This window comes from Corynebacterium sp. ACRPQ (assembly GCF_022347225.1).
Lineage (GTDB): Bacteria > Actinomycetota > Actinomycetes > Mycobacteriales > Mycobacteriaceae > Corynebacterium > Corynebacterium tuberculostearicum_D.
This window is the reverse complement of record NZ_JAKRNF010000002.1, coordinates 55,514-76,834: the sequence shown is the minus strand read 5'-3', so window position 1 is coordinate 76,834 and position 21,321 is coordinate 55,514. Positions and strand designations below refer to the sequence as shown.

Below are 21,321 nucleotides of genomic sequence, written 5' to 3'. Positions count from 1 at the left end.
TGATGAGCCGCATGGCCAAAAACTCCTCCTTCGTCCACCTGCACAACCACACCGAGTTTTCCATGCTGGACGGCATGGCCAAGGTCGATATGCTGGCAGACGAGGTGGTCCGCCAAGAAATGCCGGCCGTCGGCATGACCGACCACGGCAATATGTATGGCTCTGATGCCTTCTACCGCCGCATGACCGGCGCCGGCGTCAAGCCCATCATCGGCATCGAGGCGTATATGGCGCCCGAATCCCGCTTCAATAAAAAGCGCGTGCTGTGGGGCACGCCGGATCAAAAGCGCGACGACGTCTCCGCGTCCGGTGCCTACCTCCACCAAACGATGATCGCGGAGAATGCCACCGGCCTGCGCAACCTCTTTACCTTGTCTTCGCTGGCTTCCTACGAGGGCCAGTTGGGCAAGTGGCCGCGCATGGACGCCGAGCTCATCGCCGAGCATGCCGACGGCATCATCGCCACCACCGGTTGCCCCTCTGGCGACGTCCAGACCCGCCTGCGCCTCGGCCAGTTCAACGAGGCGCTGGAGGCTGCGGCCATGTGGCAGGACATCTACGGCAAGGACAACTTCTTTTTAGAGTTGATGGACCATGGGCTGGACATCGAAAAGCGCACGCGCGATGGCCTGCTAGAAATCGGCCGCAAGCTGGACTTGCCGCCGCTGGTGACCAATGACTGCCACTACGTGTTGGAGTCCCAGGCGCCGGCGCATGAGGCGATGCTGTGCGTGCAGACCGGCAAGACGTTCATGGACCCGGACCGCTTTAAGTTCGGCGGCACCGGCTACTACATTAAGTCGGCCGCGCAGATGCGCGAGACCTGGGACGATATGATTCCAGACGGCTGCGATAACACCCTGTGGATTGCCGAGCGCGTGCAGGACTACGGCGAGATCTGGGAAGAACACACCCACGATCGCATGCCTATTGCCGACGTCCCTGAGGGCCACACCCCAACCTCCTGGCTCACCCACGAGGTCATGGAGGGCCTGCAAAAGCGCTTCCCCGGCCAGGACGTTCCGGAAGAGTATATCGAGCGCGCCAAGTATGAGATCTCCGTTATTGAGATGAAGGGCTACCCGTCCTACTTCCTCATCGTGGCCGAGCTCATTAAGCACGCGCGCTCCGTGGGCATTCGTGTGGGGCCGGGCCGTGGCTCGGCGGCCGGTGCGCTGGTCGCCTACGCGCTGACCATTACTAATATCGATCCGCTGGAGCACGATCTCCTCTTCGAGCGCTTCTTGAACCCTGAGCGCCCGTCCGCACCCGATATCGATATCGACTTCGACGACCGCCGCCGTGGCGAAATGATCACCTATGCGGCCGAGCGCTGGGGCGAGGACAAGGTGGCGCAGGTGATTACCTTCGGCACGGTGAAGACCAAGCAGGCCATTAAGGACTCGGCCAAGGTGCACTTTGGCCAGCCCGGCTTCCAGATGGCCGACCGCATCAACGGCGCGCTGCCGCCGGCCATCATGGCCAAGGACATTCCGCTTAAAGGCATCACGGACCCGGACCACGAGCGCTACTCCGAGGCCGCCGAGGTCCGCCAGATGGTGGAATCCGACCCCGATGTGAAAAAGATTTATGACACGGCGCGGGGTTTGGAGGGCGTCGTCAGGCAGGCGGGCGTGCACGCCTGTGCGGTGATTATGGCTTCGGTCCGGCTCATGGACCACATTCCTATGTGGAAGCGCCCGGCCGACGGCGCTTATATCACTGGCTGGGATTACCCGGCGTGCGAGGCCATCGGCCTGCTGAAGATGGACTTTCTGGGCCTGCGCAACCTCACCGTTATCGGCGATGCGATTGAAAACATCAAGCGCAACCGCGGCGAAGAAATCCACTTGGAGCAGCTGCATGCCGACGACCCCAAGGTCTCCAAGGTTTATGACCTGCTCTCACGCGGCGATACGCTGGGCGTCTTCCAGCTCGACTCCGGCGGCATGCAGGAGCTGCTCAAGCGCATGAAGCCGACCGGCTTTAAGGATATTGTGGCCTCCCTTGCGCTCTACCGCCCGGGCCCGATGGGCGTGAACGCTCACTGGGACTACGCGGACCGCAAGAACGGCCGTAAGGAAATCACTCCAATTCACCCGGAGTTGGAAGAGCCGCTCAAGGAAATCCTGGATGAGACTTACGGCCTTATCGTCTACCAGGAGCAGATCATGCGTATCTCGCAGAAGGTCGCCAACTACACGGCCGGCGAGGCAGATGGCTTCCGTAAGGCAATGGGTAAGAAGAAGCCCGAAGTGCTGGCCCAGCAGTACGACAAGTTCTGGGGCGGCATGCAAGAAAATGGCTACTCCAAGTCCGCCATGGATGCGCTCTGGGGCACCATCGAGCCCTTCGCGTCCTACGCGTTTAACAAGTCCCACGCCGCGGGCTACGGCTTGGTGTCCTTCTGGACGGCCTACCTCAAGGCTTACTACGCACCGGAATATATGGCCGCGCTGTTGACCTCGGTGGGCGATAAGAAGGATAAGTCCGCCATCTACCTCTCGGATTGCCGCCACCTGGGCATCAAGGTGCTGCCACCGTCCGTCAACGAGTCCGAAGAGGACTTCCAGGCGGTGGGAGAGGATATCCGCTTCGGCATGGGCGCTATCCGCAACGTCGGCTCGGAAGTGGTGGAATCCATCATCAAATCCCGCCACGACAAGGGCGCGTTTACCTCCTTTAGCGATTACCTGGACAAGATCGAGCTCGCCGCCTGCACCAAACGCGTGACAGAAGCGCTGATTAAGGCCGGCGCCTTCGATGACTTGAACCACCCGCGCAAGGGCCTCATGCTCATCCACGAGGACGCGGTGGATGCGGTGCAAACCACCAAGAAGGCCGCGGATAAGGGACAGTTCGATCTCTTCGCTGGAATTGGCGGGGGAGAGGACGACGCGGCCTCCAACGCCTTTGCCTTGGACATTCCAGAAGACAACTGGGATCGCAAACACGAGCTCGCCCTCGAGCGCGAAATGCTGGGTCTATATGTTTCCGGCCACCCTCTCGATGGCTTCGAGGAGGCGCTGGCCGCGCAGACTGACACCCCGCTGACCAAGATTCTCAACGACGAGGTCCATAACGGCCAAGAGCTCATCATCGGCGGCATCATTTCGGGCGTGGACCGTCGCTTCTCTAAGCGTGATGGCTCGCCGTGGGCCATTGTCACGGTGGAAGACCACAACGGCGCGCAGGTGGAAATCCTGGTATTCAACAAGGTGTACTCGCTCGTCGCCCCGCAGATTGTGGAGGACAATATCATCCTCGCGCGCGTGAACGTCAAGGTTCGCGATGAGCGCCGCTCGCTATTCTGCTCCGATATCCGCGTCCCAGACCTCGGCCCGGGCGGTGGCGCGGGCCTGCCGCTGCGCCTGACCATGCGCACGGACCAGTGCACCATGGAAAATATTGCCCGCCTCAAGCAGGTCCTGCTCAAGAACCAGGGCGAGTCGGATGTCTACCTCGAGCTTGTCGACGGCTCCGAGTCCACCACCATGATCCTCGGCGACCACCTGCGTGTGGAGCGATCCGGCAACCTCATGGGTGACCTTAAGGCCACTATGGGCGCGGGCATATTAGGCTGAATTTAAACTCGGCGGCGGCGGGCGCCCTCTACTAATCTAGACAGCACAGTCTATATCGATGGAGGAAACCTGATGGTTAACAAGATTCGCACCACCCACGTCGGCTCGCTGCCGCGCACCCCGGAGCTGCTGGAAGCAAACCTGCAGCGCGGGGAGCTGCCGGCCGCGGAGTTTCAGGGGATTTTGGAGGCTGCGGTGGCGGACGTCGTCAAGCGGCAGCTCGATCTCGGCCTCGATATTATTAACGAGGGCGAGTACGGCCATATCACCTCTGGTGCGGTGGATTATGGCGCGTGGTGGAATTATTCGTTTAGCCGCCTGGGCGGGCTGACGATGACGGATACCGACCGCTGGGAATCGGCCGAGGTGGTGCGCTCCAAGCCGGGTGAGCCGCGGCTGACGTCGTTTATTGATCGCCGCGACCGCGCGCTGTTCTCTGAGGCCTATAATGACCCGGATTCTGGCATCTTCACCGGCCGCGCCAAGGTGGCGAACCCAGAGTTCACCGGCCCTGTGACCTACATCGGCCAGGATGAGGTCGCCGCCGATGTGCGCCTGCTTGCCGACGCCCTCCCAACCGGCACCCCCGGCTTCATCGCCGCCCTTTCGCCCGGCTCGGCAGCGCGCCTGACCAACCGCTACTACGACGATGAGCATGAGCTGCTTGCCGACGTCGGCCGCGCTATGCGCACCGAATATCAGGCCATCACCGATGCTGGGCTGACTGTGCAATTCGACGCACCCGACCTGGCCGAGGCTTGGGACCAAATCAATCCCGAGCCGTCCGTGCAGGACTTCCGCGGTTTTATCCGCGAGCGCATCGACGTCCTCAATGATTCCATCTCTAGCCTGCCCAAGGAACAAACGCGCCTGCACATCTGCTGGGGCTCTTGGCACGGACCACACGTTACCGACGTGCCCTTTGCGGATATTATCGAGGAAATCCTGCGCGCCGAGGTCGGCGGATTCTCCTTCGAGGCCGCTTCGCCGCGCCACGCGCATGAGTGGCGCGTGTGGCAGGACCATGCGCTGCCGGAAGGCACCGTGATTTACCCGGGCGTGGTCTCTCACTCCACCAACGCGGTAGAGCATCCGCGCCTCGTGGCCGATCGCATCATCCAGTTTGCAGAGGTAGCCGGCCCAGAAAACGTCATCGCGTCGACCGACTGCGGCTTGGGCGGCCGCCTGCACCCCCAGATTGCTTGGGCGAAGCTGCAGTCCTTGGTCGAGGGTGCGGAGATTGCTACCCGAGAACTCTTCTAAAACGCATAAAGCCGCTCCAGAGTTCCGGAGCGGCTCAATTATTTAGTGCTTAGAAGCGCACGCCCAGCTGCTTGAGGGCATTCTTCATTGGCTCCAGCACAGCGGGGTTCACCTTGGCAACCATGGTGAAGGCCTGCAGCAGCGCGGCAACGAGGCTGGCGGCCACGGTAACCCAGCTCATGACCTCGAGGAACTTCTCTGGGGAGGAAGAACCCCAGATGGGAAGCTTCTTGAGTGCCTCGATCTGCTGCGCCTCTGCCTCCTCGGCTACGCAGTCCGGCTCCTTTGGCATTCCGGAAGAACCGTAGCCGCTAGCCAGGCCCTGCATGAGCTCCTGCGGGGTGCGGGCGGAAGATCCGAGCTCGCCGCTCTCAATCTTCTTGAGGTGCTCTGCCTTGGCGTTGTCGACCTCGGCCTGGCATTCAGCCGAGAGCTGCTTCGGCTGCGCTTCAGCGGCAGAAGCGGTAGCTGGTGCAACGAGGCCCGCTGCCACGGCGGTGGCGGCGACGAGCGAAGTGCTGAGACGGTTGCGCATGGTTCTCCTTTAGAGTGAGAGGTATTAGCCTCAAACAATTTAGCAGCTAAATCCCAGAAGGTCTATGGCAAAAGCTTGCGCACCTGCGCCGGCAACAGCGCATAGAACTCGTCGACGGTCTTCGGCAGGAAGCCCAGCGCCCCGCCGATCAGGGCGCCAAGACCTACCAAACCGGCTACGATGCCCACGCCGGCAGCGACGCTGCTGCCGCTGCTGCCGTTGCTGGATCCAGTGGAACCCGCAGACGTGGAGGGGGAATCGGTGTCATCGGAGGCGTCGGCAAGCAGGTCCTTGACGGAGAACACGGTGGTGGTGCCGGATACCTCGTTGCCGGCGATGAAGAGCGCGTCATCGGTGGGGGAATCTGCGGCGGGAACGAAGGCTAGCCCCTCTGGTCCGAGGTCGCCGGCCTTGGTGGTGGCAGCGACATCGTCCTCGTCGTAGCCGACGGAGAAATCGCGATTGTTTACGTAGGTGACAAACTTTGCCTCGGCGGGGGTGGTTACGTCGTAGACAAAGATGCCGCCCACGCGCTCTGCGCCGATGAAGGCGTAGGTGCGATCGCCAACCTTGCCGATGGTCAAGGCTTCCGGCTCTGGTCCCTTGTTATCGGAGCGATCATCGAAATCCGGATCCTCGTTATCGGCGTTGAAGTTCAGGCCGGGCAAATCCTTAGTGATGTTCTCGAAGTCCGCACCGGAGTCGAAGACCACGTTGCCCTCGGCGTCGTAGATGCTAAAGGAGCGCGAGCCATAGGAATACAGGTCGTCGAAGCACTCTTTTTCTTCGTTCCAGCCAGAAGCGTTGGTGAGCTTGAGGTTGCCGGCGAACTTCTTTTCCTCGATGCCCTCGGGAAGCTCGAGGTCGTCGCAGACCTTGCCGTCCTTTACTAGGTCCTTGAGCTCTACTTCGTCGGTATAGTCTCCCCACTCGCGGGCATCGCCCTCGTTGGCGGTGGCGAAGTAGGTCTGGCCCTCCGTCTCGAAGGCACCGATGGAGTCCGGCATGGACAGGCCCTTGACCGGAATGGTGCGCAGCTCCGCCACGTCATCCTTATTGGATGGATCCACCGGTACCTGGGAGTGGTCCGCGATATGAGCGGGAATTACCTTTTCCACGGTGGCGGACTCGATATCGATGACCGCGATGGCGTTGTTTTCCTGCAGCGTGGCGTAGGCCTTGCCGCCCGCGGAGGAGATGTACTCCGGCTCGAAGTCCCGCGAGGGCAGGTTGTGGTGCGCGGAGGGGCCGAAGACACGGATCGAGGGGTCGAGGTCGGCGGTGTCAAAGGCGGTGAAATCGGCCGTGTGGACGTCGCCAAGCGCGGGCGCTGCGACGTCCTCGGGCAGGCTGATGACGGAAATGGAGCCCTCTGGGTCCTTGAGGTAGGCGGTGCCCTCGGCGTTGAGGGCGTCGGAAGGCTCGCCCTCGTTGGCAACCAGCGCGTGGCGGCCGTCGGCGGTGAGGTGCACGTTATCGGGCAGGGCGCCAACGCCTACGCGCCCAAGCTCCTCGCCGGTTTCGGCATTGAAGAACAGCGCCTCGCCGTTGTCGGTTTTGTCCGCCTGCTGTACCGCGGCGACGGCCAGGCCATCGGGGCGCACGGCCACGGAGTTGATTTCCTTGTCCCCGCCGGCGGAGAGGGCGCCGATCTTGCGCGGCTTAGTGGGATCGGAGGCGTCGAGGATATCGACCTCACCGGAGCGCGCATTGACGGTGAGGATGCGCTGGGACGCAGCGTGGTAGGCGACGATTTCGGCGGCGGATTTGCCCAGCACGCCGGATTCATGGGAACCGATGGGAGTCAGCTGCAGTGCCGCGTTGGGGGCGGAGTGCTCCAGCACGTTATCCACGATGTGGGCGTGGGCGGCCGGGGCACAGGCGAGGACGAGCGAGGAGGTAACGCAGAGAGAGATGCGCTTGAGCATAAGTATTCCTTTCTTGTGGTTATGTCCACTATTGCTGATGGAGGTAACGCTGCAACTAAAGGACAGTGAATTTCCAGTGAATGGGTAGACTGTCAAGACATGACTGATTCGACCATCCATGCATCCGATATCCAGCAGGCGCAGGCGCGGATTAGCTCGGAAATCGCCCCGACTCCGCTGCAATACTGCGCTCGGCTGTCGGCCGAGACGGGCTGCGAGGTCTATCTCAAGCGGGAGGATCTGCAGGACGTGCGCTCCTATAAGATTCGCGGCGCGTTAAACGGTATGTCGAATGTTCCCCAAGAGGAGCGCGGCCGGGGAATTGTTACGGCCTCGGCCGGCAATCACGCGCAGGGCGTGGCCTATGCCTGCCGCACGATGGGCATTGCCGGCAAGATTTTTGTGCCGGAGCCCACGCCGATGCAAAAGCGCGACCGCATCCTGGTCCATGGCGGCGGCCAGGTGGAACTGGTGGTGGTCGGCGCCAACTTCGATGAGGCAGCCGCGGCGGCGCATGCCGACGCCGCCGAGCGCGACGCCACCTTCATCGAGCCCTTCGACGCCCGCGATACCATCACCGGGCAAGGCACGGTCGCGGCGGAGGTTCTGGCGCAGCTTTCGGCCAAGGGCAAGTCGCTCGATACCATCGTCGTTCCTGTGGGTGGCGGCGGCCTGATTTCTGGCATCACCTCCTATGTGGCGGATATGGCGCCGCAGACTCGGGTGGTGGGCATGGAGCCGGAGGGGGCGGCGTCGCTAAGAGCGGCGTTTGACCACGGCGGCCCGGTGACGCTGGAGGAGGTCGACCCCTTCGTGGATGGCGCGGCCGTCAAGCGCCTAGGCGCGCTGCCCTATGAGATTTTGCAGGCCAATCGCGAGCGCCTGAGCTTCGACACCGTGTCCGAGGGCGCGGTGTGCACGGACCTGCTCAACCTGTATCAAAATGAGGGCATCATTGCGGAGCCGGCCGGTGCGCTGTCGGTGGCGGGCCTGCACCAATTGGACCTGGAACCGGGCGCGACGGTGGTGTGCGTAATTTCCGGCGGCAATAACGATGTGCTGCGCTACGCCGAAATCATGGAGCGCTCCCTGGTCCACCGCGGCCTGAAGCATTACTTCCTGGTGAATTTCCCGCAGGAGCCGGGCCAGTTGCGCCATTTCTTGCACGAGATTTTGGGCCCGACCGATGACATCACGCTCTTTGAGTACCTCAAACGCAATAACCGCGAGACGGGCGCTGCGCTGGTGGGCCTGCAGCTTAGCCGCGCCGAGGATCTCCAGGGCCTGCTAGAGCGCATGGGAGAATCCAAGATTTCGGTGCAGTACCTCAAGCCCGGCACCCCCGAGTACGAATTCCTCGTGGCCTAATGCAGAATTCTTATCGTCGCCCAGTAGGCCAGGTCGAACACGAAATTGATATTAAGCGCTCCCGGTTTATTACCTTGATTGGTCGCGTCACCAATGAGGAAGAGGCTCGCGCGTTTATCGACGCCGCCCGCAGCCGCTTTCCCGACGCCCGCCACCACTGTTCCGCCTACGTCTATCACGTTGATGGTGCGAACCCGGTGGAGCGCTCTTCCGATGACGGCGAGCCCTCCGGTACGGCCGGAAAGCCGATGCTAGACGTGGTGAAGGGCTCCGGCATGCTCGATGTGTGCGCGGTGGTCGTGCGCTACTTCGGCGGCATCAAGCTGGGCGCCGGCGGGCTGGTGCATGCCTATGGTGGTGCGGTCAGCGAGACCATGGAGAAGGTGCGCGCGGTAACCAGGGCGCGCCGGGAGCTTTATGCGGTGGAGTGTCCGCATGCGACGGCTGGGCGCGTGGAATCGGACCTGCGCGGGCGCGGCTATGAGATAACCGATACCGCCTATGCGGCCGCGGTGACTTTTACGCTAGCCGTGCGCCCGGGCGGGCTGGACGAGCTGGAAGCTACGCTGGCAGCGATCTCGCAGGGCCAGCTCGAAGCGGCAGAGGCCGGCAGCGCCTGGGTTGAGGTAGGATCCTGACCATGAGTATGCAGCAGCGACCGAATAACCCCATTGCGCAGCGCAAGCAGCAGGTGCGCAAGCACTCCCGCAATGCCGTCGTATGCGTGGCCGGCGGCATTGGTGTGGGCGTAGTGCTCGGCGTGCTTTCGGCTAACTTCTGGGCTTGGATGCTACTGGGTGCCATCGTCGCCGTCGCAGGTGGCGGCTATAACTGGCTGAAGATCCAGAAAATCGTCAACGAGAACCACAACCAGTACTAGATGCCGGTACCGCAACCTAGCGGCCGCCCCGTCAGGATCGATGCCTGGGTGTGGGCCGTTCGCATGTTTAAAACCCGATCCGCGGCCGCGACCGCCGTGCGCGCTGGGCACGTGAAGATCAACGGCGAGGCCGTCAAGCCTTCCCAACAGGTGGTGCCTGGCGACCGCGTGCGCGTATGGCGCAACCACCATGAGCATGACCTCGAGGTTTTAGCGACCGTCGCTAAGCGCGTCGGCGCGCCCGTCGCGCGCACCTGCTATACGGACCACGCGCCACCGCCGCCGCCCAAGGAGTTTCTGCCGTCGGTTCCCGTGCGCCCGCGCGGCGCCGGTCGGCCGACGAAGAAGGAGCGCCGCGATATGGAGAAATTCCGCGGCGGTTTCCGGTAAGTTGCCGAAAATCCTGCGCGGCTAGTGGGCGGCGCGTAGGGCTTTCAGGCGCGCAGTAAGCCGCCGCTTGCGGCCTGGGCGGTCGCCGGATTCGGCGGTGGCCTCGATGTGTTGTTTGCCAAACTTGTTGAGCAGGAGGTCGTCGATAAGCCGCACCTGGCCGGGGCGGAAACGGTAGCGCATGGCGTCGTGGACGTGGGCAATGGCGGTGTCATCCAGCAGCTGCTCAAGCTGGCCCAAGTGGCGCACGCCGTTCTGCTCCAATAGCTCCGCCAAGAAGCGGTAGTGCTCCGAGCGCGAGAGCGGGAAGCGATTGCCCAAGATGATGGCAAGTACGCCCGGCAGGGTCTCGGCGGTAAGTTCCACGTCCTTGTCGGTTTCTGTATCGGGGGCCTTGAGGGCGGCGATCTCATCGAATTGCTGGTCGGCGAGCTCGATAAGCCCCGCGGCCAAGGTAAAGAGGCGATCTACCTCCGGCGAGGGCGGGTTCGGTCCCTGCTTATAGCGGATATCGTGCTCAAATTCCGCCCATGCGTGCTGCAGGACGGTGCGAATTTGCACCTCAAAGGTCCATCCCACGTAGGCGGCGAGCTCTTCCATCGCAGCCGCGCTATCTTCGGTCACGGTAAGCACCAGGTGGTGGGAGCCGTAGCCAAAGCCACCAGAGATGCGAGTTTCGGCCGCCTTGTCTACGGAGCGTTCAACCTTAAAGGATTCACCGAAAACGTCTAGCGCTTCTGGAATAGCGGTGGAGTGATACAGGGTGACACGCACTCCCATGACGTCGTGGATCTCCTGCCAGGGCTGGGGATAGACAAAATCGCCGTTCTCCCGGCGCTTCTTGGCCTTCGCCTTCAGCGAGGGCCAGGTTTTGACGCGGGTAGACACGCGGTCGAAGATGATGCCGGCGTCATTGAGGAGATCCTCGATGGCGGTGCGGAAGTCCACTGCGGCGGTGGGGTGGCTGCGCGCCCAGTCGTGGTACTGGTTGCTCAGCCGCGACATCCTACTTTCCGGCATGGTGCTCCTTTCATAACTCCCGCGGGAATCCGTTAGACCATACTAGCGGGCGTGGGTGGAGCACGGTGCGATGGCGGGGTACGCGCGCTACGGCATCGGCGGCCAGCTGGCGGGCATAGGTATCCGGCAGGTGGGCAAAGACAAAGAGCGTGGCGGAGTCCGGAACTAGGTAGGTCAGGGAGTGCGATCGCAGGAGTCGGCGCATGTGCTTGTCCAGCACGGTAAAGGTCTCTGGGTGGGCAATCCAGGAGGAAATCGGTGCGCCGTGGGAGCGGACTTGCAAGCCACCGAAACGGGCGGCGGAAGGCAGCGCGCAGGCGGCGGGGCGGGTCCAAAAACGCAACCCTTGCGAATCGAGGGCGGCGCGCTGCAGGTTATGGGAGGCGTGGTTCCATGCTCGGCGCGCGGAGATATCCATGTCCGCGAGGCCGCGGTGGCTGAGCCGGCGAAAGGTCTGCTTGCCGGGAAAGACCAGCGCCATGGATAAGCTCGGGGAGAGCTGGATGGTGGCGAGGGAGTCGCAGAAGCCGTCGTCAGAAAGCCGCTGCTCTTTCAGCCAGGAACGGGCAAAGAGCGCAGGCAGCAGGTTTGCGGTGGTGGGGCGAGGCGGGCGCAGGGCGACGGTCACGGCGGTTTCTCCAGTGCGGCGGTAGGGTGCGGTCGCCTTTATTGGACTGGAGAAACCGCCGTTTGGTTCCCTGGGTGGGCCTAGAAGGGCGGCTCTGCGTCGAGCTGCAGCTCAGCAAAGAGCTTATCGGCCGGCCAGATGTCAATTTCTTGGCCCTTGGCCTGCAGCTCCTCTGCGCGCTTTTCCTTGGAGGTCTTCTTGGCCCATTCGCCCACGATGAGCAGGGTGGACTTTTTGGTGACGTTCTTTGCCACTTGGCCACCGCGCTCGGCGATGCCCTGCCACAGCACGCCCTTATCGTAGGGCTCAAAATCACCGGTGAGGGTGACGTGCTGGCCGTAGAGTGCGCCTTCCGGGTCGGCGTCTGGGTTGGGCTCCGGAATTGTGTCCGGGGTGGCGACGGACTGCCATGGGGCTGGCCCGCGGGACTTCTTCTGTGCGGAGCCGGCCGCACGGGTCTGGTCGCGGAAGTCAGTCCCTGCGCCGAGGTCCGCGCCGGAGGTGGGGGCGGTGTGGGCGCGCAGGACGGGCAGAATGGCCTCGGAATCGAGGCGGCCCAAGGTGAATTCGCGTGCGGTGAATAGATCGCGGATGCTGCCGGTGTGCCCGAAGCGCTCGGCCAAACGGGCGATGATTTCGCCGGCCGCACGAGCATCCTCGGTGGCGTCGTGGTGGCTGAAGTCCGGCGCAGACAGGTGGGCGGCGACGGTGGGCAGCTTGTGGTTGCGCACCGAAATAACCTTGGCCTTGGAGGCATCGCGGGACAGCGCGAGGGAGCAGGCCAGCGGCACGGTGGGCACCTCGGCACCGGCAGTAAGGAGGCCGGAGCGCAGTGCGGTGGAATCGAACTGGGCGTTGTGGGCGACAAGCACGTCGCCGCCGAGGAAATCGAAGAGCTCCTTGGCGACGTCGGCAAATGCCGGCGCCCCTTTCACATCGTCCGCGGTAATGCCGTGGATGGAGACGTTGATATCGGCAAAGTGCTCTAGGCCTGGTGGAGGAGTGCACAGCCAGGACTGGGAGTCGGTCTCCTGGCCGTCGCGGAAGCGCACCGCGCCAATTTGGCAGATAGAGCCCCAGTTGTCGTTGGCCGTTTCCACGTCCACGGCAATGAAATCAAGGCCGGGGATGGTGGCGGCGGAAGAGGGTGCTTCGCCGCGCTGTGCGGCGGAAATGGCGCGGGCGACTGCCTGCGGGGCTTGGTGCGGGGCGAAGGCGATAGTGCCGGCGGCGCCCAAGTCCAGGGCGCCGAAGCCGGTGGGGGTCGGTTCACTCACGCGCACGGTGTCGATGGACTCAAGCGGGATATCCTGCGTGGCGGGGGCGCCGAGGCTGGTAGCCAGCAGGGTGCGGTGGAGCACGAGTTTATCCGCTGTGACATCGATGAGTGCGCCGTGCGCGGGAAATGACACGAGGGGCCTTTCTCTAGGAATCGAAAACGGGCGGTTCAATCTGACGCAGAATCAGCGTTGAACGCGGCTGCACCGTGATCGTACCCTCTGCCTCAATGAGGGTTTCCTCCGCGGGGTAGCCGCCGGAATCGGCGGTATCGACCATCAGCCGCCACGTAGCGCCGAGATCCTTGGTGGGCAGGGTGAACTCGATTTCGCCGTCGTGGGAGTTGAAGATCATGATGAAGGAATCATCGGTGATGCGCTCGCCGCGGGCGGTGGTTTCCGTAATCGCATTGCCATTGAGGTAGACCATGAGGGCGCGGCCGAAGTCGTGGTCCCAGTCGTCCTGGGTCATCAGGCGGCCCGAAGGAACCAGCCAGGCGATATCGCGTTCCTTAACATCCGCGCCGAGCGGGCCGCCGGCGAGGAAACGCTTGCGGCGGAAGACGGGGTGATGATTGCGGATGGCCAGGACGCGCTTGGTAAAGCCCAGCATCGCGGCGGATTTTTCTTCCTCCAGCATGGACCAGTCCATCCATGACAGCTCGTTGTCCTGGCAGTAGACGTTATTATTTCCGTCCTGCGTGCGGCCGAATTCATCGCCATGCGAAAGCATAGGAGTGCCCTGGGAAAGCAGGAGAGTGGTCAGGAAGTTGCGGGCCTGGCGGCGGCGCAGCTTGCGGATATCGTCGTTATCGGTGGGGCCTTCCTCGCCACAGTTCCAGGAGCGGTTGAAAGATTCGCCGTCGCGGTTGTCCTCGCCATTGGCCTCGTTGTGCTTGTCGTTATAGGAAACAAGATCGCGCAGGGTAAAGCCATCGTGGGCGGTGATGAAGTTGATGGAGGCGGTGGGGCGGCGGTCATTATCGGCATAGAGATCCGAAGAGCCGGTCAGGCGGGAGGCGAATTCACCTAGGGTAGCGGGCTCGCCGCGCCAGAAGTCGCGCACGGTATCGCGGTACTTGCCGTTCCATTCGCTCCAAATCGGCGGGAAATTGCCCACCTGGTAGCCATCGTGGCCGATGTCCCACGGCTCGGCGATGAGCTTAACCTGGCTGACAATGGGGTCTTGCTGGACTAGATCGAAGAAGGTAGCGAGCTTGTCGACGTCGTCAAGCTCCCGCGCCAACGTCGCCGCCAAGTCGAAGCGGAAGCCATCGACGCGCATCTCCGTAACCCAGTAGCGCAGCGAATCCATAATCAGCTGCAGCGAGTGCGGGTGGCGGACATTGAGGGAATTGCCGGTGCCGGTGTAATCCATGTAATGAGCCTCATCGCCCTCGACGAGGCGATAGTAGGCGCCATTGTCGATGCCGCGGAAGGCAATGGTGGGGCCCATGTGGTTGCCCTCGGCGGTGTGGTTATAAACCACGTCGAGGATGACCTCGATGCCGGCCTCGTGGAAGGCGCGGACCATGGTCTTGAACTCGGAGACCACCTCGCCCGGCTTCTTGGCAAAGGCATAGTCATGGTGTGGGGCGAAAAAGCCGAAGGTGTTATAGCCCCAGTAGTTGCGCAGCCCCAGGTTGCGCAGGCGATCGTCCTGCAGGAATTGGTGGACGGGCATGAGCTCAACGGTGGTAACGCCAAGCTCTTTGAAGTAGTTAATGACGGCGGGATGGGCCATGCCGGCGTACGTGCCACGGAGCTCTTCCGGCACGTCCGGATGGGTCATGGTCATGCCCTTGACATGGGTTTCGTAGATGACCTTTTCGTTATCCGGAATGTGCGGGCGGTGGTCGCTGCGCCAGTCGAAGAAGGGATTAATCACCACAGATAACATGGTGTGGCCTAGCGAGTCTTCTTCGTTGCGGCCGGTGCCGGGTTCCTCAGCATGGATGTCATAGGAGTAGAGGGAAGCATCGCCGTCGAATTCGCCGTCGAACGCCCGGGCATAGGGGTCTACAAGGAGCTTGGAAGGGTCGCAGCGCAGGCCGTTTTCTGGTTCATAGGGGCCATAGACGCGGTAGCCGTAGCGCTGGCCAGGGGTGACATTGGGGAGGTAAATATGCCACACATGGGCAGTGACCTCCGACATTTCGATGCGTTCCTCGGTGCCTTCTTTGTCGATGAGGCAGAGCTCGACCTTGTCTGCTACCTCGGAAAACAGGGCAAAGTTGGTGCCGGATCCGTCAAAAGTGGATCCCAGCGGGGTGGGTTTGCCGGGCCAGATTTGGCGGCCGTAGCTCTCGGTGGGCGTGGGGACTGCGTCCATGGCGGGAGTGTTCATGCCCACGAGCATAACCACTTTCTAGGCGCCGGCGCCGTGCGTAAGTCCAGCGTTAATAATGCGTACGCCGCGAATGAGGTCTGCGCGATAATCTGTGACCGGCGACTCGCCGGTGGTTTCTGCAAGCTGGCGTTGGGACTGTTCCATCAAGGTGGCGCCGAGCACGAGGTGAATGGCGGAGAGCGCGGCGGCGCGGTGGGCGCTGTCGGCAGCGAGGGTGCTGCGCGTGGCGGCAGCGGTGAAGGCCGCCAAGAGGCGGTCCCAGGCCGGGGCCTGCGGGAGGGAGAGGCCGGCAATGACTACCTCGGCGCCGTCGCGGCGGGCGAGCAGCAAATCACGAAGATTGAGGCTGATATCCTCGAGCGACTCCCCAGAAACGGGGGAGGTAATGTCTTCCGCTAGGGCTGCAATGAGCGCTTGCTTATTGGCAATGTGCCAGTAGAGCGCGCCGGGGGCGACGCCGAGGGAGGAAGCAACGCGGCGCATGGTGACGTCGCCAAGCCCGTAGGTATCAAGCAGGGAAAGAGCGGCGTCGATAATACTCTCGCGGTTTATGTGCACCTTGGCAATTGTACGGACTTGGCCGGGCGGGACGGTAGTTCACAGGTTCTTTTAACGGAGTCTCAATGTCATTTCCATCGTCGGGTTGTTAGTATTGCGAAGACAAATAAGAGGCCGCCCTTGGGGTGGCTTCACATTCGCAAGATTGATTCAGGAGCTTTCCCTTGTCCTTTTTGACCCCTGCAAAGAAGTCCCTCATCGCAGTTGCGCTGGTTACCCCGCTGGCTTTGGCTGCGTGTGGTTCGGATGACAATGACGATTCCAAGAAGGCTGCCGCCACCACGGCATCCAAGTCTTCTGAGGATAAGTCTGCAGATAAATCCGAGGACAAAGATGCCGATAAGTCCAAGGACAAGGACAAAGACAAAGACAAAGATAAGGACAAGGAAAAAGAAAAGGATCAGAATAAGGACGGCGAAAACAAGGACGCCGCCGCAGGCGCAGAAGGCCAGGAGGGCGAGGACGGCGCTGGCGAGGGGCCAGATCAGCTGGCTAACCCGCTGAACAATGGTGAAGATCCTTTCGCTGGCGCGAAGGATATCAAGCCGATCGAAGGCGGCCAGGACGCTAATGATGGCGATAAGCAGGCCATCGAGCAGCTGGTTCGCGGCCAGCACGAGATCGATAACGTGAAGGAATACTTCAACTACATGCCGCAGCACGCCTGCCAGGCAGTCCGCGATGAGCAGTCCCAGGAGTTCGGCCAGTACCAGCAGTACGTCGATAGCCTGCCGAACCAGTCCTTCGCCGAGTATGCCAACACCATGCGCCAGCAGGGCGGTGGCAACGCCGAGGTAGAGAAGTTCGCTAGCCAGTTGGAGTCCATCCCGCAGTCGACCAAGCTGCAGTCCGTCAACGACGTTGTGGTCAATGGCGACGATGCTTCTGCAACCGTGAGCGTGTCCAACTCCGAGGGCACCGAGACCTCCACGGTCCGCTTCCGTCGAGAGAACGGCAACTGGACCTTCTGTAACTAAGTTGGCTCAGTTAAAGCGCCGGTTACCCCGCACCCTAGGTTTTGGTGCGGGGTTACTCGCGTGTGCGCTCCTGGTGTATGCCGTGGCCGGTGCGCTGTGGGGGCTTTTCCGGCCGACGCTTACCGGCCATGAGGTAGACGATGGCGGCTATGCCATCGATGCGATGGGAAGCGTTCAGTTCATCGCCTTTATTACCTTTGCCCTCATTACCGGCCTGCTTGGTTTGTTCTTGGGGTTGGGCGCGTATCTCCGCCGGCAGGGGCGGGGCTTGTCGATGCTCCTGTGGGTCGGCGTGTGTGCCCTGGCTGGGGCGGCGTCGTTTTATGTCTTTGGTGGGGTCACCGCCACGCATCCGCCAGAAAACCCAGGGGAAGTCGTAGAGTTCGCCCCGAATTTTTCCCCAGCCATCTCGTGGGTGGTGGCGCCCTTTATGGCGATGTTTGCCTATTGGTCCACGGCCTTTGTCAGCGCCGATGAAGATTGGTGATGCGCGCGTCTAAGGCCATTCGACGGGGGAGGCGCCGGTTACTTCGTGCGCAATGTCATCGATGCCGTGCAGGATGTGCTTGAGCCCGCGGCCGATTGCGCTAAATAGTTGCGGCCGGGTAAGTCCCGCGGCGGTAATGGTTGCGGCATCCATCCGCACCTGCAGGCCCTCGGAGGTGTGGTGGCAAAATGCCACGGCGCCGTGGTGGGCGCGATTCCAGTCATTGCAAATGAGAAAAAGCCGGGTAAATTCCGCCTCGTCCAGGCTAGGGTCCCAATGCCCTTTGATAATGAGGCTGGGCCCGTTGTCCAGTGCAAAGGCGAAAAGGACGTCATTGACCCAGGCGTAGATGGCGGTGGCCCCGTCGCTTTGGAAGCGCTGGATGCCAATAAGCGGCAGGATCTCGCCCAGGCTATCGAGCGTGAAGGGTTCCAAGGGGGCGTCGGCAAGCGGGGCAAGCTCCGGTGAGGCTTCGCGCACGAGGCCGGGATGGGATTGGGCGAGCAGATCCATGAGGACCTCCGCGTTGCGTAGCGCCGGTAGGAGGAATGCCGCGAGCTGTTCGCGGCTGGGGGAGGTATCGGCCGGCAGATAGCTATGACCGGAAACGCTCACGCAGTCAGGCTGGTCATAATCAACCACGACGGCCGGGGAGAGGCAATCGTGATTCCACTCATTGGCTAGGTGTGCGAGCTCGGAGATCTCGCTGAGATCAACGCCTCCGCGGGGGCTGGTGTGCAGGTGGAGCACCGGTTCTTCCAACTGGTCTATAAAGATGAAGGTGGAGCCACCGGCCGCATGAGGAACGAGAAGCTCGCCAGTAGGCAGAGCCCAGCAGGACACGTCATTATCGCGGGCAATGGTGCGGGCATGCGAGAGCAGAAGAGAGGGTTCAATCTCGCTCATCGCTGCCACCACCTTAAAGCTGTGTTGACACCGAGTCTATAGCCCAAACCGGCCCCCTCGCTGGCGTTTGGCCATTAGGATATTGGTTTAATAACAGAAATCCGATTGGCAAAAAGGGGATCCGGGAATGCTCCGCACCATCGATTTGCGTGGCCAAGAGCTGCGCCCCGCCCAGCTGCGGCGAGTTTTGCCGCGCGGTGACACCGACGTCGCCGCCGTGGTGGACAAGGTGGCGCCGCTGGTTCATCGAGTACGTCACGAAGGCGCTGCGGCCGCCTTGGACTATGGCGAGCAATTCGATGGCGTGCGCCCAACCCACCTGCGGGTGCCCCAAGCGGAGTTGGAGAAGGCCGCTTCCGGCCTAGACCCACAGGTGCGCCGAGCGATTGAGGCCTCCATCGAGAGGGTCCGCAAGGTTCACGCCGAGCAGAACCCGGCCGCACACACCACCGAGCTAGCACCAGGTGCCACGGTGACCGAGGTCTTTCGCCCCATCGAGCGCGTTGGGCTATACGTGCCGGGAGGCAAGGCGGTCTATCCGTCCTCGGTGATTATGAACGCCGTGCCAGCACAGGCGGCCGGCGCGGAAAGCTTAGTGGTAGCCTCGCCGCCACAAAAGGAATTCGGCGGTCTGCCGCACCCCACGGTGCTAGCCGTGTGCCAGATGCTGGGCGTAGATGAGGTCTGGGCGGTAGGAGGTGGCCAAGCCATCGCGCTGATGGCCTACGGCGATGATGACGCCGAACTAGCCCCGGTGGACATGATTACCGGCCCTGGAAATATCTTCGTTACCGCGGCCAAGCGGCTGGTGCGCGGCGTGGTGGGCACTGATGCCGAGGCCGGGCCGACCGAAATCGCCATTATCGCTGATGACACCGCGAATCCGGTGTATGTGGCCTATGACCTCATCTCCCAGGCCGAGCATGATCCGATGGCCGCGAGTGTGCTCATTACGGCATCTCCAAGCCTGGCTCAGCGTGTGAAAACAGAGGTAGAGGCGCGCTACGGCGCTACCGCACATGCGCAGCGGGCGGCCGAAGCTCTAGGCGGCGAGCAATCCGGAATTGTGTTGGTCGATTCCCTGGATGCAGCGGTGGCGGTGGCCAATGCCTACGCTGCAGAGCACCTGGAAATCCACACCGCAGAGCCCGGCGCGGTGGCCGAGCGGATTAAGCACGCCGGTGCCATTTTTGTAGGGGATTTTGCTCCAGTGCCGCTCGGGGATTACGCGGCCGGCTCCAATCACGTATTGCCCACCTCCGGTACGGCGCGCTTCTCTGCCGGCCTTTCTACCCATACCTTTATGCGGCCGGTCAACCTTATTGATTATGACCGAGCTGCGTTGGAAGAGATTGCCCCGCACGTTATCGCTTTTGCGGAGGCCGAGGGGCTGCCTGCCCACGGTGAGGCTATCCGCGCCCGATTCGAGGAGAATTAAATGACGCACTTGAATGATCTTCCCCTGCGCGAGGAGCTGCGCGGCAAGTCTGCCTACGGGGCGCCGCAGCTCCACGTGGTCTACCAGCTCAATACCAACGAAAATCCTTATCCTCCCTCGCAGGCGCTAGTGGATGACTTGGTGGCGGAGACCCGGCGCCTTGCCACCACACTCAATCGCTATCCGGAGCGCGACGCGGTGGAGTTGCGCCAGGCCTTGGCGGACTACGTTTCTGCACAGACCGGCGTGTGCGTGGGCTATGCGCAGGTGTGGGCGGCGAATGGCTCGAATGAGATTTTGCAGCAGCTACTGCAGGCCTTCGGCGGTCCGGGCCGCAGCGTGCTCGGTTTCACCCCGTCCTACTCCATGCACCCTATCCTTGCGGACGGCACCCATACGCAGTTTGTGGAGTGCCCGCGCGATGAGAATTTCCGCATTGATATGGACCGGGCGCTCGCAGCCGTGGCGCAGCACCAGCCGGATATCATCTTTGTGACTACGCCGAATAACCCCACCGGTGGGGTGACCAGCGTGGACGATATTGCCGCGCTTGCCGACGCCGCCCCGGGCATCCTCATCGTCGATGAAGCTTATGGCGAATTTTCTTCCTCACCTTCTGCGGTAACGCTGCTGGATAAATACCCTACGAAGCTGGTGGTCTCGCGCACCATGTCTAAGGCCTTCGACTTCGCGGGTGGCCGCCTCGGCTATTTCGTGGCGGACCCGGCCTTTGTGGAGGCCGTAATGCTGGTGCGGTTGCCGTACCATCTGTCCGTGCTTTCCCAAGCGGCGGCGACGGTGGCGCTGCGCCATAGCGCGGATACGCTCGCCACCGTGGAAAAGATTGCCGCCGAGCGCGAGCGGGTGGCCACTCGCTTGCGCGAACTGGGCTATACCGTCTTACCCAGCGAATCCAATTTCCTCTTTTTCGGCCGCTTTGCTGACCAACACCGCGTGTGGCAACAGTTCTTGGATAAGGAAGTGCTTATTCGCGATGTTGGCATCGCAGGCCACCTGCGCATGACCGTGGGGCTGCCAGAAGAAAATTCGGCCTTTTTGGCCGTAGCCGAGGACCTTGCGGATACAGTAGTGGCTGATTTCCCGGTCGCAGGAGAAAGGAGCGAAGCATGAGCAACCGCGTAGGACGCGCCCAGCGGGCGACGTCGGAATCGCAGATTTCTGTGGTCATTGACCTCGATGGCACGGGGCAAAACGATATTTCCACCGGACTGCCTTTCTTTGACCACATGCTCACGGCCTTTGCTACTCATGGCAGCTTTGATCTCACCGTGCAGGCTGAGGGCGATGTGGAGGTAGATGCCCACCACACTGTGGAAGATACCGCCATCGTGCTCGGCACCGCGCTGCTTAAGGCGGTGGGGGATAAGGCCGGCATTCGCCGCTTTGGCTCCCAGCTTTTGCCCATGGATGAGGCCTTAGTGGAAGCAGTGGTGGATTTTTCTGGGCGCGCCTATTTCGTGATGACCGGCGAACCAGAACATCTGCAGTGGCAGACCATTGGTGGGCATTACGCCACGGTTATCAACCGCCACTTCTTTGAAACGCTCGCCACCCACGCTGCGGTAACGCTCCACCTCAACGTGCGCTATGGGCGCGATCCGCATCACATTACGGAAGCGGAGTATAAAGCCGTAGCGCGTGCGTTGCGCGGCGCGGTGGAATTCGACCCCCGCCAGACTGGAATTCCATCGACGAAGGGAGCACTCTAAAA

19 protein-coding genes are annotated in these 21,321 nt (G+C 62.1%); 11 read left to right on the top strand and 8 right to left on the bottom strand.

Features of this window, described 5'->3' with window-relative positions; all coding sequences use genetic code 11:
- Window positions 1-11: 11 nt before the first annotated feature.
- Both dnaE and MHY24_RS01875 read left to right on the top strand, forming a co-directional pair.
- The gene (gene dnaE, locus MHY24_RS01880) at window positions 12-3,584 is read left to right on the top strand and encodes a DNA polymerase III subunit alpha (RefSeq protein WP_239228156.1); all 3,573 of its coding nucleotides are present in this window, start codon (window positions 12-14) and stop codon (window positions 3,582-3,584) included.
- Between the two features lie 72 nt (window positions 3,585-3,656).
- A complete protein-coding gene (locus tag MHY24_RS01875; RefSeq protein WP_239228155.1) occupies window positions 3,657-4,847 on the top strand; it encodes a cobalamin-independent methionine synthase II family protein in 1,191 nt (396 codons plus the stop codon).
- A gap of 49 nt (window positions 4,848-4,896) precedes the next feature.
- On the opposite strand, the gene MHY24_RS01870 is transcribed toward MHY24_RS01875, so the two are convergent.
- Together MHY24_RS01870 and MHY24_RS01865 are read right to left on the bottom strand one after the other, a co-directional pair.
- Window positions 4,897-5,382, bottom strand: coding sequence for a hypothetical protein (locus tag MHY24_RS01870; RefSeq protein ID WP_239228154.1), 486 nt, complete (start codon window positions 5,380-5,382; stop codon window positions 4,897-4,899).
- 62 nt (window positions 5,383-5,444) lie between these two features.
- Window positions 5,445-7,310: a choice-of-anchor I family protein gene (locus tag MHY24_RS01865; protein ID WP_239228153.1), complete on the bottom strand. Its 1,866-nt coding sequence runs from the start codon at window positions 7,308-7,310 to the stop codon at window positions 5,445-5,447.
- A gap of 99 nt (window positions 7,311-7,409) precedes the next feature.
- Between MHY24_RS01865 and ilvA the strand changes: the two genes are divergently transcribed.
- The 4 genes from ilvA to MHY24_RS01845 are packed head-to-tail and all read left to right on the top strand — an operon-like array spanning window position 7,410 to window position 9,948.
- The gene (gene ilvA / locus MHY24_RS01860) at window positions 7,410-8,678 is read left to right on the top strand and encodes a threonine ammonia-lyase IlvA (protein ID WP_239228152.1); all 1,269 of its coding nucleotides are present in this window, start codon (window positions 7,410-7,412) and stop codon (window positions 8,676-8,678) included.
- Window positions 8,678-9,316 carry a YigZ family protein gene (locus MHY24_RS01855; protein ID WP_239228151.1) on the top strand — a complete coding sequence of 213 codons (639 nt, stop codon included), beginning with the start codon at window positions 8,678-8,680 and terminating at the stop codon, window positions 9,314-9,316. The genes ilvA and MHY24_RS01855 overlap by 1 nt, the downstream gene beginning before the upstream one ends.
- 2 nt (window positions 9,317-9,318) lie before the next feature.
- Window positions 9,319-9,558 (top strand): hypothetical protein, encoded by a 240-nt coding sequence (locus MHY24_RS01850; protein ID WP_225746746.1) that lies wholly within the window; start codon window positions 9,319-9,321, stop codon window positions 9,556-9,558.
- Window positions 9,559-9,948 carry an RNA-binding S4 domain-containing protein gene (locus MHY24_RS01845; RefSeq protein ID WP_239228150.1) on the top strand — a complete coding sequence of 130 codons (390 nt, stop codon included), beginning with the start codon at window positions 9,559-9,561 and terminating at the stop codon, window positions 9,946-9,948.
- A 21-nt stretch (window positions 9,949-9,969) separates the two neighbouring features.
- Here the strand turns inward: MHY24_RS01845 and MHY24_RS01840 are convergent, their stop codons facing one another.
- The 5 genes from MHY24_RS01840 to MHY24_RS12105 all read right to left on the bottom strand — a co-directional run bounded on the left by MHY24_RS01840 (window position 9,970) and on the right by MHY24_RS12105 (window position 15,781).
- Window positions 9,970-10,968, bottom strand: a complete 999-nt coding sequence (locus MHY24_RS01840) for a GTP pyrophosphokinase family protein (RefSeq protein ID WP_239228149.1) — start codon at window positions 10,966-10,968, stop codon at window positions 9,970-9,972.
- Window positions 10,969-10,978: 10 nt separating this feature from the next.
- Window positions 10,979-11,596, bottom strand: coding sequence for a hypothetical protein (locus tag MHY24_RS01835; protein WP_239228148.1), 618 nt, complete (start codon window positions 11,594-11,596; stop codon window positions 10,979-10,981).
- An 80-nt stretch (window positions 11,597-11,676) separates the two neighbouring features.
- A complete protein-coding gene (locus tag MHY24_RS01830) occupies window positions 11,677-13,008 on the bottom strand; it encodes an exonuclease domain-containing protein (RefSeq protein ID WP_239228147.1) in 1,332 nt (443 codons plus the stop codon).
- A gap of 13 nt (window positions 13,009-13,021) precedes the next feature.
- The gene (gene glgX / locus MHY24_RS01825; RefSeq protein ID WP_239228146.1) at window positions 13,022-15,220 is read right to left on the bottom strand and encodes a glycogen debranching protein GlgX; all 2,199 of its coding nucleotides are present in this window, start codon (window positions 15,218-15,220) and stop codon (window positions 13,022-13,024) included.
- Window positions 15,221-15,241: 21 nt separating this feature from the next.
- Window positions 15,242-15,781, bottom strand: a complete 540-nt coding sequence (locus MHY24_RS12105) for a TetR family transcriptional regulator (protein ID WP_284597113.1) — start codon at window positions 15,779-15,781, stop codon at window positions 15,242-15,244.
- A gap of 164 nt (window positions 15,782-15,945) precedes the next feature.
- Here MHY24_RS12105 and MHY24_RS01815 point away from each other — a divergent pair, with 164 nt between their 5' ends.
- Window positions 15,946-16,758 (top strand): hypothetical protein, encoded by an 813-nt coding sequence (locus MHY24_RS01815; protein ID WP_239193187.1) that lies wholly within the window; start codon window positions 15,946-15,948, stop codon window positions 16,756-16,758.
- An 82-nt stretch (window positions 16,759-16,840) separates the two neighbouring features.
- Window positions 16,841-17,245: a hypothetical protein gene (locus tag MHY24_RS01810; protein WP_239228145.1), complete on the top strand. Its 405-nt coding sequence runs from the start codon at window positions 16,841-16,843 to the stop codon at window positions 17,243-17,245.
- Between the two features lie 9 nt (window positions 17,246-17,254).
- Here the strand turns inward: MHY24_RS01810 and MHY24_RS01805 are convergent, their stop codons facing one another.
- Window positions 17,255-18,151, bottom strand: a complete 897-nt coding sequence (locus tag MHY24_RS01805; protein ID WP_239228144.1) for a YbjN domain-containing protein — start codon at window positions 18,149-18,151, stop codon at window positions 17,255-17,257.
- Window positions 18,152-18,278: 127 nt separating this feature from the next.
- Between MHY24_RS01805 and hisD the strand changes: the two genes are divergently transcribed.
- The 3 genes from hisD to hisB are packed head-to-tail and all read left to right on the top strand — an operon-like array spanning window position 18,279 to window position 21,319.
- The gene (hisD, locus tag MHY24_RS01800; protein WP_239228143.1) at window positions 18,279-19,589 is read left to right on the top strand and encodes a histidinol dehydrogenase; all 1,311 of its coding nucleotides are present in this window, start codon (window positions 18,279-18,281) and stop codon (window positions 19,587-19,589) included.
- On the top strand, window positions 19,590-20,720 hold the full coding sequence (locus tag MHY24_RS01795; RefSeq protein ID WP_239228142.1) for a histidinol-phosphate transaminase: 1,131 nt from the start codon (window positions 19,590-19,592) through the stop codon (window positions 20,718-20,720). It begins immediately after the preceding gene.
- Complete coding sequence (gene hisB, locus MHY24_RS01790) at window positions 20,717-21,319, top strand: imidazoleglycerol-phosphate dehydratase HisB (RefSeq protein ID WP_239228141.1); 603 nt, start codon at window positions 20,717-20,719, stop codon at window positions 21,317-21,319. The genes MHY24_RS01795 and hisB overlap by 4 nt, the downstream gene beginning before the upstream one ends.
- Window positions 21,320-21,321 lie beyond the last annotated feature (2 nt).